Raw genomic sequence first — 13,439 nt, 5'->3', positions numbered from 1 at the left:
CGAAACAGTCTAATGAGGTGCGCAGGTTGCAAAAGAACTGCGCATGACCGTGATTGCCTGATGCTCGGGCACATCCCGCGCTTCTCAGCGACCGTTCCCTAATCGGCGCCGGCAGCGTCTGTCAAAAGTATCTGGGTTGTCATCTTCGCGAGTTCCTCCGCCGACCCACCATGACTCGAAATCGCCCACGCGCAGAGTCGGTTGCGGAGATCAACGCCCGCGATCTCCATGGGTTAGCCATCGCGCGTCGATCGGGCGAGCCGGCGCTTAGCCGACGGGGCGGAGGCGGCGGCCAGCAGTTCCGTCCAGCTGTCGGGAGGGTTGCCGCGTTTCAGCATTTTCCGGAACACGGCGTAAGCGTCGTTGGCGCTGTCATAGGCGCGCAATGTGGACTCGTCGTTGACCCAAGCGAGGACGATGATCTTGACGCTCTGCAATTGCTGATAGCGAAAAAAAAGCCGGAATTGCTGCAAGAATTTCGCCCGGAACCAGTGCTTGTATTCATCGCCGAGCGTGGCGCCTTGGCGATAGGCCTCGCGGGTCGGATCGCCGGGAATATCCTCGAAGGCGACCTTCAGCACCGCCGCGAGGAGCTTGGCCGCGCGCTTCTTTTTGTATTCCCTGGGATGCTTCTTGCGCGCCTTTTCGACGGCTTCAATCAGTGCTTCGAGCTGATCGAGGAACAGCGGATGCGCATAGATCGTCCAGCCGTTGATCTCGAGGATGTCGTCACTCACGCCTCGTCATCCGGCAGGGCGGCGGAGAGATCGACCTCGATGCCCTTGGTCAGCGCCTTGCCGCGCTTGAGCAGCGACTTCGGTACCGGCCGAATCCGCGCCGGCTGGTCCGCCATGTCACGGGCCAGGAACTCCAGGAATTTACCGATGACCGGATCGCCTTCGTCCGAGAGGGATTGCTTCTTGGCAATCACGACCGTGCCGTTGGCGAGGCCACGAAACACAACCTGGTCACGCTTGCCGAGAGCCAGCATCTTGCGGATGGCGGCGGGCACGGTTGTCTGGCCGCGCTCCGTGATGGTTGCGGGGATTTCAAGGATTTCGCCGGTCTTCGCCATGGTCGGCTCCTTCAGTCTCAGCCACGTCTCGATGTAATGCATTTGCATTGTAAGTCAAGTAGCAGAAGATTGTGAGGCACGGGGACAGAGGGGGTCCGTGAAACCGGTCGACCGTAAGCGGCGGGCCTATGACTCTGCTGCGCGGTGCTGGAGGAGCGCTTCGCCAGCCATCGTGTGCGGCTCGTCGACCCAATCGCCACGCGCGTAAGAGCCGAACAGGATTATCTTGAGGATCCGGCCCTTCTTCTTGAATTCGGTCGTACCGTCCGCAATGGCATCGTCAAACTCCATGGAGGAGCTCGATGATCCGGCCAAGCTCCCGCTGTTTTTTCTCCGGCAGATGATCAATGCTGGTCTTCATCATCGGTGGGTGTTGCAATCCGGATCGAAAGTAAGGCGACGGCTGTAACGCTTCTGCTATCGCTGCGCGGTAAAGGGAAGGCGGCCAATGGATGGGGTGCCCCACTCATCGAATAGCGACCATGCCTGCTTGGGTTGTGTCGCGCAATCTTGCCCGTTGCAATAGCATAAATTGCCGACCCATTGGTGAGTGTACGTATGGTCGTTCGGAGATGAGGCGCAGAGAGATCGCCTTGGCAACGGGCCTGGGTGACGGTGATGCAGTCGAGCTAGATCTAGTAGCGGGCGGAAGCGCAAGACAGAAAGTTCGAGAAGCTTCCAAGAACCTAAGCCACCGCCTTTTTATTAAATAAATTCAACTGCTTATGCTATATTGTCAGGCGCTAAACGTTATACCCCTGCGGATGTTCCACATGGACCTTCACAATCCTAGAGATGTTTGATCCCAGGCTTGATGGGGCATCCTTGTCCTCCGAATCAAGGGATGCACTGTGGGCCAGGTTCTTCATGGGAGGAGTCCACGACGACAAAGGCGAGCCCGCGCTGGGCATTTTTTCGCTCGCCCTGGCCAAGAGAGCAGCAGTCTATGAAACAGGCCGCGTCATCGGCCAGCCTCATCTTCGCCAAGGTCCCAAACTACCGCCGGGGCTTCGATAGGAGTGACTTTGATGATCAGAATTTTTGTCGTAGCCGGCGCCCTTGCTTTGGTCGGTTCCTTCTCCGTCCCGGCAAATGCACAAGAGACGTTCCACGGTTACAATTGCATGGATGATTGCTCTGGCCACGAGGCCGGCTACGATTGGGCGGCAAGGAACGACATCACTGACGAGCGGGATTGCGATGGTGACGGCCAATCCTTCAACGAAGGCTGCCAAGCGTACGTTGAAGAGCAAACGGACGATGCAACTCGGAACAGCCAATCCGACGATGAAAAAGACGAGGACAGCGACGAATAGGGATCCAAGTCGCGGCTATTGCGGTCGCTTCCTTGCAGCCGCGACGAACTAGTCGGCGCGGCCTGGCCCGACAATATCCATGTCGACGCTCGCACCATCGACGTCCAGATCAGCCGCCTCAGAAAGGTGCTCAAGACCGTCTCGCCCAACACCTTCATCCGCCGGGCCTCAGGCCCTGCTGGTCAAGGGTGGGCATGCATCGGGACCCCGATCGACCGATATTCTGTTACGCTCCGATCATGAAACCATCCACTTCGACACACCGCGCCTTGCCATATCGATGCGCGGAACCGGTTGCATGCTATCCAGCGCGATCACCGCCTCTCTTGCCCTTGGGATCTCACTGGAAAAGAGCGTGCGCGGTGCCAAGCAATTCGTTTTTGACGCCCTCGTCCGATCAACGCGATCAGAGCGACGAAGACACGGAACGACGGCGGCGGATTGACCGGAATAATGGCGACAAAGTCGCTGATGAGATCGGGCGGCCCAAAGATCGGATCGTTGGCTACGCTTTTCGCACCCCCCATTCCCCAAGATCATTGACCAGCGTTAATGCGACACGTCGGAATGCGACGCGCATCTTGTCGACGGGAGGGCCTGAAAGCTGCATGCCGGCGATCGCTTGATCCATGAGCGCGACCCAGTCCTCGGCGTCGGCTGCCGAGATCGGCACATGCACGTGCATGAGGCGCACGTCCATGTGCCCGTGCTTTTCCAGATAGTGACGACGCCCGCCGAGGAAGCCGCACAGAAAGTTGAACTGTTCCTCGCGGGCGTGGTCGACGCCATGTCCGCGAAAATGCAATCGCAATAACGACTTCCCACGTGGATCTGTCTCGATCAGGTCGTAGAAGGAGTTGACCAGGCCGCGCAGAACCGTTTCGCCACCGATCTGCGAGAGAAGGCTATCCTTTGAGAGCGGTTCCATATCCGTCAGGACTGTGAACGAGTTTTCTTGGGATCATGGTGCGACAGCGACAAGATCTTCGCCAGAAGTCGCTTCCGGTGGCCGTTGAGCTTGCCGATCTCGACCTGAGTGCCGAACCCGGCATGGGCGACGTCGATACCTGCCAGCGCGATGTTCTTGCCGACGATCGACGCGCCCTCCCGTCTCGTGTCCAGTTTGCGCGCCGAGTGCGGCTGGGGCGGACCACAGCGTCCCGAAGGATGGATCGTGTTCAGCATCGGCACCTCCATCGACGTAGTTGCACATGCGGAAAATATCTTTAATGGGAAGAATATCGTGCGGGAATGGTCGATGCAAGATGCATCCACCCGTATTCCAAGGCAGAAGGTCCAGCCATGTCCCGGTCCGACGACAGCCGCTATCTCAAGGGTGGTCCGGTCGCCCAGCGCATCATCGCTGCCGTGCGCGAAGACGCAGCCATCGCCACGGCCGAAGGCTTTCCGCCGAAGCTGGTGTCGATCACTGTCGGCGATACCGACGCAGTCGACGTCTATGTGCGCAACCAGCGCGCCAAGGCGGGGCTTGCCGGCATCGGCTTCGAGGAACGGCGCTTTGCCGCCGACATCACCGCCGGCGAATTGGAAGCCGCGATCCACGGCCTCAACGCCGACCCGCGCGTCACCGGCATCATCATCCAGCGGCCGGTGCCGGCGCATGTCCCGATCAAGACACTGCAGGCGGCCGTGCACCCGCTGAAGGATGTCGAAGGCATGCATCCGGCCTCGATCGGCAACATCGTCTACAACCAGCTCGATCTGGCGCCCTGCACGGCGGCGGCCTCCGTCGAGTTGCTCAAGGAAACCGGCCTCGAGCTCAAGGGGCTCGAGGTGGTGGTCGTGGGCCATTCCGAGATCGTCGGCAAGCCGATCGCCTTCCTGCTGATGAGCGAGGGCGCGACGGTGACGGTGTGCCATCACATGACGCGTTCGGTGGCGGCACACGCGCGGCGCGCCGATGCGCTGTTCGTCGCCGTCGGCAAGCCGCGACTGATCAAGGCCGACATGGTGAAGCCTGGCGCCTGCGTCATCGACATCGGCATCAATTCGGAAATCGGACCCGACGGCGAAAGCCGCATCGTCGGCGACGTCGACACCGAGAGCGTCAAGGAAGTCGCCTCCTGGATCACGCCGGTGCCGGGCGGCGTCGGCCCGCTCACCGTGGCGATCCTCTTGCGCAACACGATGGTGGCGCTCAACCGCCAGCGCGCGCTCTATCGCGCGACTTATGGCGTGGCGGACAAACTCGCCGCGGAGTAAAGGACTGAGCGAGCGGACTATCAATATTGATTGCGGTGTAAGGCGGATCGAGATTGATAGAATCCGCGACGAGGTCGGCTTCTCTGCCGCGCACTCGCCGAGTCACATGGTTTGTGAGCCACTCACCAAGCCGCCTGGGAGCTTCGTTGGGAGCCGCGGTTTCTCTCGCTTGTAAACAGGCCGACCGCCATTGCGCGGTTGCGGACACCGAGCTTGTCGTACAGGTTCTTCAGGTGGTACTTCACCGTGTTTTCCGAGATACCGGTACGAGTGGCGATCTGAAGGTTGGTCCACCCGTCAGCGAGAACTGCGAGAAGCTCCCGCTCGCGCGGTGTGAGCTTTAAAAGCGGCGATTCGTTGATCCTTGAAACATCGACATAAGGGACACAGATACGGCCGTGCGCGACCGCCACCAGCGTTTCGAAAAGAATGCAGGGATCCTCAAACTGATAGCAGAATCCTTGTACGCCAAGGTGCACGCATTGTTTCAGGATAGCCACGTCATGGTCGTTGGAGAAAATGATGACGCGCGCTGAAAGCTTTCGCCGCTGCAACTCCGACAGCACCATGCCGCCGTCCATGTCAGAGAGCTTCCAGCCCAGCACCGCGATGTCGAAAACCGGCTGGCCCTGGGCTACCGAATCCAAGAACGCTTCGCCGGTCTGAACGCTGCCGACCATCTCGAACCGGCTATCGCGGTGAATCATGCCGCCGAGGGCGGCTACGACCAGCGGGTTGCGCTCGCCAACAAGCACCTTGAACGTGCCGTTGGCGGACACGGGGCCGGCGTTCAGTTCTGAACCCGAACGTTCCCCGTGCGACGCCTCATCAATCTCACTTGCCAACTGTCCTGACACGGCGTTCTTCAATCGTAGATCGGGAACCGGCGAAGCAGCGCAGCGACCTCCTCGCGCACGCTCGCCTCGACCTCACCGTTGCCTTCTTCACCATTCGCCGACAGGCCGTCGATCACCCTCATTGTCAGTTGCCCCACCAGGCGGAACTCGTCGGCGAGGAAGCCGCGCGTGGTGCAGGCTGGCGAGCCAAGGCGAATACCCGAGGTGACTGCCGGTCCCTGTGGATCGAACGGAATGCCGTTCTTGTTACAGGTGATATGGGCGCGGCCAAGCGCGGCCTCGACGGCCTTGCCGGTTAAACTCTTCCGCCTAAGGTCGACAAGCATGAGATGAGTATCGGTACCCCCCGACACGATGTCGACACCACCCGACACCAATGTATCGGCCAGCTCCTTCGCGTTGGCGACGACATTGGCCGCGTAGATGCGGAACTGCGACGTCGACGCCTCGCCGAACGCGACTGCCTTGGCGGCAATGACATGCATCAGCGGACCGCCCTGCAGGCCCGGGAATACCGAAGAACTGATCTTCTTGCCGATGTCCTCCTCATTGGACAGCACCATGCCCCCGCGCGGACCACGCAGCGTCTTGTGCGTCGTGGTTGTTACAACATGCGCATGCGGCAACGGACTGGGATGCACGCCGCCGGCGACGAGGCCGGCAAAATGCGCCATATCGACGAACAATTTTGCATCGACCTCGTCGCAAATGGCGCGAAACGCCGCGAAGTCGATGATGCGTGGATAGGCTGAACCGCCCGCAAGAATTACCTTCGGCCGGTGCTTGCGCGCCAAGTCGCGGACCTCGTCGAGATCGATGCGCTGGTCTTGCTGCCGCACGCCGTACGAGACGACGTTGAACCACTTGCCCGACTGGTTGACCGGCGAGCCGTGGGTGAGATGTCCGCCAGCAGCCAGGTTCAACCCCATGAATGTATCGCCGGGCTGCATCAGCGCCATGAACACTGACTGGTTTGCCTGGCTGCCTGAATGCGGCTGGACATTGACGTGGCGGCAATCGAACAGGCTTTTCGCTCGCTCCCGCGCCAAATCCTCGACTTCATCGACGTACTGGCACCCGCCATAATAGCGACGGCCCGGATAGCCCTCGGCATACTTGTTGGTGAGCACGGAACCCTGCGCCTCGAGCACCGCCTTGGAGACGATGTTTTCCGACGCGATCAATTCGATCTCGTCGCGCTGCCGGCGCAATTCGCGCCGCATTGCGTCGCTAACAGCCGCATCGCTTTGAGCCACGCCTGCACGAAAGAATTGACCCAACTCACCGATCCCTGGCCGTGTTGGAATGTTCATGTCGTCCTCCCACTGCGCCGCGCTCGGCGCTATCCAGTCCAGCCAAGTCCGGCTGAAATGCAATTGATCGACAAGAGCAGCGCGTTGACGGCACGCTGCGAGCCCGACGAGGCCTTGGCGCGCTCGCGCACCTCCTGGAGAAGTGTGACCTGCAAGGCATGAATGCTGTCCATTTCTGGCCTGATACGGTCGAAATTGCGCTTGAACGCTGGAAAGCGCAGCGAGAAATCCGTGCCGCCGGCGATGTCGCCGATCATTCGGCTGGTCAGGGCGTACTCGGCGGCAATCTTGCGGTAGATGCGCTCACCGACCTCGCGGTCGCTGACGAGTCCGGCATATTGGCGACCAATATCCATATCCGCCTGGTAAAGCGTCTTGTCGACCTCATCGATGACAAGGCGAAAAAAGCGCGAGCGCTCAAACAGCTGGCGCAGCAGGTCGCGACCGGACTCTCCGCGGACGGTCACGAACGCATTGATGGCACTTCCGATGCCATACCAACCGGTCAGCAGATGGCGGTTCTGGCTCCAGGCGAACACCCAGGGAATCGCCCGCAGGTCAGCAATGTCGCGCGCGCCGAAACGGCGGGCGGGACGAGAGCCAATCTTCAAAAGTGCCAGCTCTTCGACCGGGCTCGCCTGATTGAAATAGTCAATGAAGCCGGGCTCGCCGATAAGCCCGGCATAGGCCGCCTGCGACATACCGGTAAGCGCCTCGAGCGCTTCATCGAATTCCGGGTTGTCCCGCAGTTCCGCTTCGTTGGAAGACTTCAGGCTATGCGCAAACACACTGGCGGCGAGAATCTCCAGCTGATGCAGGCCGGTGCCGCGATTCGCGAATTTGGAGGACACAACCTCACCCTGTTCGGTCACGCGCATCGCGCCGGCGACGGTGCCGGCCGGTTGCGCTGCGATGGCCCGGCCCGTCGGCGCTCCGCCGCGGCTGACGGAGCCGCCACGTCCATGGAAGAAACGGATGCCGATGCCTCTTTTGGCGCCAAGAGCAGCCAGACGTTTTTGCGCCTTGTTCAGTTCCCAGTTGGCCGCCAGGAAGCCGCCATCCTTGTTGGAATCGGAATAGCCCAGCATGATTTCCTGGCGGTTACCGAACTCGCGGATGGAGCGGCGAACGATCGAGACATCGATGAGTTGATCGAGGATGGCCGGCGCAGCGCGCAGATCGGCGATCGTTTCGAACAGCGGAACCACCTGGAGATTGATGGTGCCGCTGCCATCGGCAGCCGTCGCCAATCCGCAAAATTGCGCGAGCGCATAGACAGAAAGAATATCATCCGCCGAGCGGGTCATGCTCAGAATGAATGCACCAATGGCGCCACTTCGCTCAGCCGCCGCATCGCGGACCACGGTCATAAGTTCGACCAGTTCGCGAGCTTCATCTGACACCCGTTCGAGGTCGATTTTTGGCCGGTCGCCGCTACGCAGGATCTCGCGGATGCGTTGCGACCATTTCGCCGTGTCAGGCTGCAGTGTTTGCGCGCCGGGTTTGGTGGCGGCAAGGAGTTCGGCCAGTACACGGTTCACCACGGTAGAATTCTGGCGGATATCAAGCGCAACGGTGCGGAAGCCGAAGCTCTCGGCTTGTCGCAAGACGGGTCGAACCAGGCGGCGAGCAGCTGTGCGGGCGCCAACCTGATCGAGCGCCTTCTCCAGGCAGCGAAGGTCGGCGATGAAAGACTCCGCGTTCGGGTAGGGTACCCCCTCCCCTTTGCCGACAATCCCCTCGAGGCGCGCGAGCAGAGCGGCTGCGAACTGGCGGAATGGCTCGTTGGGGTTTCGCACCGGGATCTGCGTTCCGGCGCCACTGGCCACCAGGGCACGCTCAAGGGCTTGTTGGAAGGTATCCGGAATGTCTACGAGGTTGGCGCTGACGCTCAGCACCGTGACCATTCGGCGAAGCTGACGGATGTGCCAGTTGACAGCGGCCTTGCGGTTTTCCGATAGCGCAAAGGCTGTCGTCCGCGCGATGACGTTGGGATTGCCGTCGCGATCGCCGCCGATCCAGGAGGCGTAACGCATGAACGACGGGACCTTCAGCTCGTAATTCGGGAAATGGCGTCGTAGAGCCACCTCGACTGTTTCGTAGAGTATCGGGGTAGCCTCGAAGATGACCTCGCGGAAGAAATGCAGGCCCCAGGCGATCTCGCGCTCGACCGATGGGCGCTCGATCCTGAGCTCGCCGGTCGCCCACAACAGCTCGATTTCGCCACGCAGATCATCAACGAGCAGGTCGCGCTCACGTGGCGCCCAGCGCTGTTGCTCGATCTCGGTCAACTTGCGATAGATACGACGGTGTATCTCCAGCACGGTGACGCGCTTGGCTTCGGTCGGATGCGCGGTCAAGGTCGGGCCGACGCACAGCCCGTCCATCACCTCTTGCACCATTTCGGCCGAATAGCCGCGAGCAGCAGCCTCGGCGGCCACGTTGGCAAACGAGCCGACGACATCGTCGGCGCTTCCAGCCTGCTCGAGCTCGCGGCGAGAGCGTATTGCCAGCAACTCGTTTGAAATCGTCAGCAGCTGGAACCAGATGCCGGTCGCCTGCAGCGCAGGAATGCGATAGCGTTCCTCCAGCGCGCCCATGCTGCCTTGTCCGGTCATAAGCGCCGCAACTTCGGGCTCGCGCTCCTTCACCACCGATACAAGCAGCCGCAGCAGCAGACTGCGCACGTCCTCGCGGAAACTGACAGGGCGGTCCTCCTCCAGCACGGCGGCGCGTGCTTGGGCTAGGCTGTCACTGCTTAACATCCGTCCGATGTCCTCAACAAGCATGACTGAACTCCAAAATTCCTATCATGAATTTTTTTTTCATACCAGTAGATACTCGGAGATGCCAGCAGACACCGTTTCCTTCGGGTTTGAAAACGCCCGGACGGGTAGAATCCCCATTCGTTCGGGTGGTGGAATGATTGGCCTTACGGGTATTGGGAGCAACGGGCCCCGCAGGCCTTCGCGTCGCTTGGGGGCAAGCGCACAAAACAGCTTGACGGAAGTGCCGATTGCGGACAGACTTTTATTATAAGGAAAAAAACAAGCCTGACAGGAAACAGGCGCGCCGGCAAGGAGAAGCCGGATCGCTGGGACACTCAAACTCAAACAATGGGATTCAAAGCCATGAGCGCTTTAACGGATACCTACGCGGAAGGAACCGCGGGGCAACTGCATAGAACCATTGACTGGCGAGGCGCCTTCTGGGTGGCTAGCGGCGTCCCCGCCCTCGTTCTGTTTTCGATCGGCGGCATTGCGGGAACGACAGGCAAGCTTGCCTTCCTGATCTGGACCCTGTCGATGATCATGGGTTTCATACAGTCGTTCACCTATGCTGAAATCGCCGGTCTGTTTCCGAACAAGTCCGGCGGCGCGTCGGTCTATGGCGCGACCGCATGGCTGCGTTATTCGAAGTTGATCGCGCCGTTGTCGGTCTGGTGCAACTGGTTCGCCTGGTCGCCGGTGCTGTCGCTCGGCTGCTCCATCGCTGCCGCGTACATCCTCAATTCGCTGGCGCCGGTACCGATCTTCGCCGAGAACTCTCCGGAGGTTTTGGCCTATATCGGGGCCCATGCGGGCACGAGTGCCGCCGACGCCATAACGGCGGTGACGGCCGCCGCAACGCCTGCCATCCGCAACTGGACGCTCTATAGTCACGTGCTCGGGCCTGTCAGTTTCTCGCTCAACGCCACCTTCTTCATCGGCTCGATCCTGATGCTGATTATCTTCGCGATCCAGCATCGCGGCATTCTGGGCACCGCCAGTGTGCAGAAATACATTGGCCTTTTGGTCATCATCCCGATGTTGATCGTCGGTGTCGTGCCGTTCTTCACCGGACAGATCAACTATGACAACTTCTCGCCGCTGGTGCCGCTTGCGGCCGCCTACGCGCCCGAACCCGGCACCTGGAACATCGCGGGATGGACGCTGGCGCTCGGCGGCATGTTCATCGCGGCCTGGTCGACCTACGGCTTCGAGACCGCAGTCTGCTACACGTCCGAGTTCAAGACCCCCGGCACCGACACCTTCAAGGCCATCTTCTATTCCGGCCTGCTGTGCATGCTGTTGTTCATCCTGGTGCCCTTCACCTTCCAAGGCGTGCTGGGCTTGAATGGCATGCTGGCGACGCCGATCGTCGATGGCTCTGGCGTCGCGGACGCGCTGGCTGGCATGGTTGGCGGCGGCAAGCTGATCCACGCCCTGCTGGTGATGCTGATGATCCTGGCGCTGGTGCTCTGCATCATGACGGCGATGGCCGGGTCCTCGCGCACCCTCTACCAGGGCTCGGTCGATGGCTGGCTGCCGCGCTATCTCAGCCACGTCAACGAGCACGGCGCGCCGACGCGTGCGATGTGGACCGACCTTTGCTTCAACCTGATCGTGCTGGCCATCGCCTCGGCCGACGCGACGAGCTTCTTCTTCATCCTCGCCGTGTCGAACTGCGGCTACATCATCTTCAATTTCCTCAACCTCAACTCCGGCTGGATCCACCGCATCGATAACGGCCATATCGATCGGCCCTGGAAGGCGCCGACCTGGCTGCTTGCGACCGGGGCGATCTTCGCCTTTGTCAACGCTATGTTCATGGGTGCTGGGGCCAAGGTATGGAACCCAATGGCATTGTGGGCCGGCCTGATTACCGCGGCGTTGATTATCCCGGTGTTCTGCTTCCGGCACTACATCCAGGACGGTGGCAAGTTCCCGGACCACATGCTGGACGATCTCGGCATGAATTCCGCCGATCTCGCGATCAGGAAAGCTGGAATCTTGCCGTACGCGACGCTCATGGCGGGTGTGATAGTGGTGCTCATCGCCAACTGGTTCTTTGTACTTTGAGCAGATAGATTCAGCCTATGCTGAACTGATAAAACTGCCTCCCGGACCGCGTCTATCCTGAATCGCGGTTGTTCAGCCACCGCCCTGTCCGCGCAGGCGGTGGCTTCTTTTTTGCCTCGATGAACGGCATTTCCAATTGGGCGATCCCCATATTGACGAGCGCCCCAACACGACTATAGTTGCATTATGTGCAACTTTATTTCCTTAGAGGAAATATGGAGTGCAAAGCGGAGAGGTCCGATGGCAATTGTCCCAGACCCTGCGCATCTTCGCGAACGTTGCCGCCAAGGATTGGAGATGATGCCGATGAAACTGCCCGCCCTGCATGATGGACATTCGCCCATAACGCTCCAGCAGGCCTTTCATGAAGCTCTGGAGGCGATCGAAACATGCCCTGATGCTATCCATCGGCATCGCGTTTCGGTGGAAGGTCGGAGCTTTCCCGTAACTGAGGTTGTCGCGGCGATGCTCGATTGCACCGATCTCGTGCCGATGCGCACGTCCTACGTTCTGGCCGACCTGGCACGCAGGTTCGATGCCCCAGCGCCCACGGGCAGAACCCATACGTATGGTGACTGGGTCGGGCTGGTTCAGCGCTACTGCCAGAACATAGTACCGCCAGTCGAGTGGCAGGAAGGTCTGGCGTAGCCGCCCCGCAGCCGACTTCGAGGTGGAGAGGGGCGGATTCTTATTTTCTTCTCATGAAATTTTTTTTCCTTATAGTTGACTTGCTGCCAAAATGGCTGCAAGCTTTTTGCGACTTCATTTTCGAGTTTGGATGGCACGGCGTCGCCATGACGTACCTCTGGCATTCATTTCCAGGAGCGGAGAGAGGCAATGGCTGAAGTGATCGACGGCAAGGCGGTTGCCGCCGACGTGATCGCAAAGGTCACAAGCGCGAGCAGCGACCTGGCTGCTTCCAAGAGTGTAACGCCTGGTCTTGCGGTCATCATCGTCGGGGAGGATCCGGCAAGCCAGGTCTACGTGGCCGCGAAGTCGCGTACAGCGAAGGAATGCGGCTTCAATTCGCTGCAGCATACGTTGCCCGCGGATACCAGCGAAGCCTATCTGATCGATCTGATCGAGGTCTTGAACCATGACCGGACGATCCATGGCATTCTGGTGCAGTTGCCGCTTCCAGACCACATCGATGCGGGCAAGGTCATCCAGGCGATTGCGCCGGAAAAGGACGTCGACGGCTTCCACTTTGTGAATGTCGGCAAGCTTGGCACCGGTGAGCTCGAGACGGCTTTCGTTCCCTGCACACCGGCCGGCTCGATGCTGTTGATCGAGCGCGTGCGCGGCAAGGATCTTTCCGGTCTCAATGCAGTCGTCGTCGGGCGCTCCAACATCGTTGGCAAGCCGATGGCCAACCTTCTGCTTGCCGCAAACGCCACCGTCACCGTTGCCCATAGCCGGACCAAGAATCTGCCAGAGCTTTGTCGTGGTGCCGACATCCTCGTGGCAGCGGTGGGCCGGCCGGAAATGATCAGGGGTGAGTGGGTGAAACCGGGCACCACTGTGATCGATGTGGGCATCAACCGTATTGCGGCGCCGGAGAGGGGTAACGGCAAGAACCGACTGGTCGGCGACGTCGCCTATCTCGAGGCGGCGGACCGCGCCGGCGCGATAACACCCGTACCCGGCGGCGTCGGCCCAATGACTATCGCTCTGTTGATGGCCAACACGCTGACCTCAGCCTACCTCGCCAGCAACCTGCCGAGGCCACAGTTCTAGAATCACAGCATGCATTTCCGACAACCCGATCTGCGAGGCAAATACCCATGGCCGAATTCAAGACCGATATTGAAATA

Annotated in this window: 14 protein-coding genes and 1 pseudogene; 7 read left to right on the top strand and 8 right to left on the bottom strand. The window is 60.3% G+C overall.

Annotated features, from left to right (window positions below; translation table 11 throughout):
* Positions 1 to 233: 233 nt before the first annotated feature.
* The 3 genes and pseudogenes from EH240_RS35680 to EH240_RS35670 form a co-directional block, all read right to left on the bottom strand.
* Positions 234 to 737 (bottom strand): type II toxin-antitoxin system YhaV family toxin, encoded by a 504-nt coding sequence (locus EH240_RS35680; RefSeq protein ID WP_125007040.1) that lies wholly within the window; start codon positions 735 to 737, stop codon positions 234 to 236.
* Complete coding sequence (locus EH240_RS35675; RefSeq protein WP_125007039.1) at positions 734 to 1,075, bottom strand: type II toxin-antitoxin system PrlF family antitoxin; 342 nt, start codon at positions 1,073 to 1,075, stop codon at positions 734 to 736. Before EH240_RS35675 ends, EH240_RS35680 begins: the two co-directional genes overlap by 4 nt.
* 162 nt (positions 1,076 to 1,237) lie before the next feature.
* Positions 1,238 to 1,436 (bottom strand): annotated as a pseudogene (locus tag EH240_RS35670) (nucleotidyltransferase); the annotation flags it as partial.
* Positions 1,437 to 2,103: 667 nt separating this feature from the next.
* On the opposite strand from EH240_RS35670, the gene EH240_RS35665 reads away from it, so the two are divergent.
* Genes EH240_RS35665 through EH240_RS35655 form a run of 3 tightly spaced genes read left to right on the top strand, consistent with a single transcriptional unit; the run spans position 2,104 to position 2,836 of the window.
* Positions 2,104 to 2,391 carry a hypothetical protein gene (locus EH240_RS35665; RefSeq protein WP_245436683.1) on the top strand — a complete coding sequence of 96 codons (288 nt, stop codon included), beginning with the start codon at positions 2,104 to 2,106 and terminating at the stop codon, positions 2,389 to 2,391.
* A gap of 18 nt (positions 2,392 to 2,409) precedes the next feature.
* Positions 2,410 to 2,634, top strand: coding sequence for a helix-turn-helix domain-containing protein (locus EH240_RS35660; RefSeq protein WP_125007038.1), 225 nt, complete (start codon positions 2,410 to 2,412; stop codon positions 2,632 to 2,634).
* Complete coding sequence (locus EH240_RS35655; protein ID WP_167484307.1) at positions 2,567 to 2,836, top strand: bifunctional hydroxymethylpyrimidine kinase/phosphomethylpyrimidine kinase; 270 nt, start codon at positions 2,567 to 2,569, stop codon at positions 2,834 to 2,836. The genes EH240_RS35660 and EH240_RS35655 overlap by 68 nt, the downstream gene beginning before the upstream one ends.
* 60 nt (positions 2,837 to 2,896) lie before the next feature.
* Here the strand turns inward: EH240_RS35655 and EH240_RS35650 are convergent, their stop codons facing one another.
* Together EH240_RS35650 and EH240_RS35645 are read right to left on the bottom strand one after the other, a co-directional pair.
* Positions 2,897 to 3,319, bottom strand: a complete 423-nt coding sequence (locus tag EH240_RS35650; RefSeq protein ID WP_125007036.1) for a group II truncated hemoglobin — start codon at positions 3,317 to 3,319, stop codon at positions 2,897 to 2,899.
* 5 nt (positions 3,320 to 3,324) lie between these two features.
* Positions 3,325 to 3,576, bottom strand: coding sequence for a hypothetical protein (locus EH240_RS35645; protein WP_125007035.1), 252 nt, complete (start codon positions 3,574 to 3,576; stop codon positions 3,325 to 3,327).
* Between the two features lie 117 nt (positions 3,577 to 3,693).
* Here EH240_RS35645 and EH240_RS35640 point away from each other — a divergent pair, with 117 nt between their 5' ends.
* Positions 3,694 to 4,614: a bifunctional 5,10-methylenetetrahydrofolate dehydrogenase/5,10-methenyltetrahydrofolate cyclohydrolase gene (locus tag EH240_RS35640; RefSeq protein WP_125007034.1), complete on the top strand. Its 921-nt coding sequence runs from the start codon at positions 3,694 to 3,696 to the stop codon at positions 4,612 to 4,614.
* A 122-nt stretch (positions 4,615 to 4,736) separates the two neighbouring features.
* Here EH240_RS35640 and EH240_RS35635 read toward each other — a convergent pair whose 3' ends face one another.
* From EH240_RS35635 to EH240_RS35625, 3 genes are all read right to left on the bottom strand, one after another.
* On the bottom strand, positions 4,737 to 5,393 hold the full coding sequence (locus EH240_RS35635; protein WP_125007042.1) for a response regulator transcription factor: 657 nt from the start codon (positions 5,391 to 5,393) through the stop codon (positions 4,737 to 4,739).
* A gap of 86 nt (positions 5,394 to 5,479) precedes the next feature.
* A complete protein-coding gene (gene glyA, locus EH240_RS35630; RefSeq protein ID WP_125007033.1) occupies positions 5,480 to 6,784 on the bottom strand; it encodes a serine hydroxymethyltransferase in 1,305 nt (434 codons plus the stop codon).
* A gap of 29 nt (positions 6,785 to 6,813) precedes the next feature.
* Positions 6,814 to 9,573, bottom strand: a complete 2,760-nt coding sequence (locus EH240_RS35625) for a phosphoenolpyruvate carboxylase (protein WP_245436682.1) — start codon at positions 9,571 to 9,573, stop codon at positions 6,814 to 6,816.
* Positions 9,574 to 9,915: 342 nt separating this feature from the next.
* On the opposite strand from EH240_RS35625, the gene EH240_RS35620 reads away from it, so the two are divergent.
* The 3 genes from EH240_RS35620 (at position 9,916) to folD (ending at position 13,362) form a co-directional block, all read left to right on the top strand.
* Entirely contained in the window at positions 9,916 to 11,625 is a 1,710-nt protein-coding gene (locus EH240_RS35620; RefSeq protein ID WP_125007032.1) for a trimethylamine N-oxide permease, read from the top strand.
* Positions 11,626 to 11,931: 306 nt separating this feature from the next.
* Positions 11,932 to 12,273, top strand: a complete 342-nt coding sequence (locus EH240_RS35615) for a BRA0787 family protein (RefSeq protein WP_125007031.1) — start codon at positions 11,932 to 11,934, stop codon at positions 12,271 to 12,273.
* A 189-nt stretch (positions 12,274 to 12,462) separates the two neighbouring features.
* Complete coding sequence (folD, locus tag EH240_RS35610) at positions 12,463 to 13,362, top strand: bifunctional methylenetetrahydrofolate dehydrogenase/methenyltetrahydrofolate cyclohydrolase FolD (RefSeq protein WP_125007030.1); 900 nt, start codon at positions 12,463 to 12,465, stop codon at positions 13,360 to 13,362.
* Positions 13,363 to 13,439: the final 77 nt, after the last annotated feature.

Origin of the sequence: Mesorhizobium tamadayense (assembly GCF_003863365.1) — a bacterium.
Classification (GTDB): Bacteria; Pseudomonadota; Alphaproteobacteria; order Rhizobiales; family Rhizobiaceae; genus Mesorhizobium; species Mesorhizobium tamadayense.
Note: the sequence above shows the minus strand (reverse complement) of the source record. Positions and strands in the feature narration are given on the sequence as shown.

Coding starts and splice junctions, on each gene's coding strand:
- EH240_RS35675 (WP_125007039.1), bottom strand. CDS start 1,075: ATGGCGAAGACCGGCGAAATCCTTGAAATCCCCGCAACCATCACGGAG.
- folD (WP_125007030.1), top strand. CDS start 12,463: ATGGCTGAAGTGATCGACGGCAAGGCGGTTGCCGCCGACGTGATCGCA.
- EH240_RS35625 (WP_245436682.1), bottom strand. CDS start 9,573: ATGCTTGTTGAGGACATCGGACGGATGTTAAGCAGTGACAGCCTAGCC.
- EH240_RS35650 (WP_125007036.1), bottom strand. CDS start 3,319: ATGGAACCGCTCTCAAAGGATAGCCTTCTCTCGCAGATCGGTGGCGAA.
- EH240_RS35615 (WP_125007031.1), top strand. CDS start 11,932: ATGAAACTGCCCGCCCTGCATGATGGACATTCGCCCATAACGCTCCAG.
- EH240_RS35620 (WP_125007032.1), top strand. CDS start 9,916: ATGAGCGCTTTAACGGATACCTACGCGGAAGGAACCGCGGGGCAACTG.
- EH240_RS35665 (WP_245436683.1), top strand. CDS start 2,104: ATGATCAGAATTTTTGTCGTAGCCGGCGCCCTTGCTTTGGTCGGTTCC.
- glyA (WP_125007033.1), bottom strand. CDS start 6,784: ATGAACATTCCAACACGGCCAGGGATCGGTGAGTTGGGTCAATTCTTT.
- EH240_RS35640 (WP_125007034.1), top strand. CDS start 3,694: ATGTCCCGGTCCGACGACAGCCGCTATCTCAAGGGTGGTCCGGTCGCC.
- EH240_RS35645 (WP_125007035.1), bottom strand. CDS start 3,576: ATGCTGAACACGATCCATCCTTCGGGACGCTGTGGTCCGCCCCAGCCG.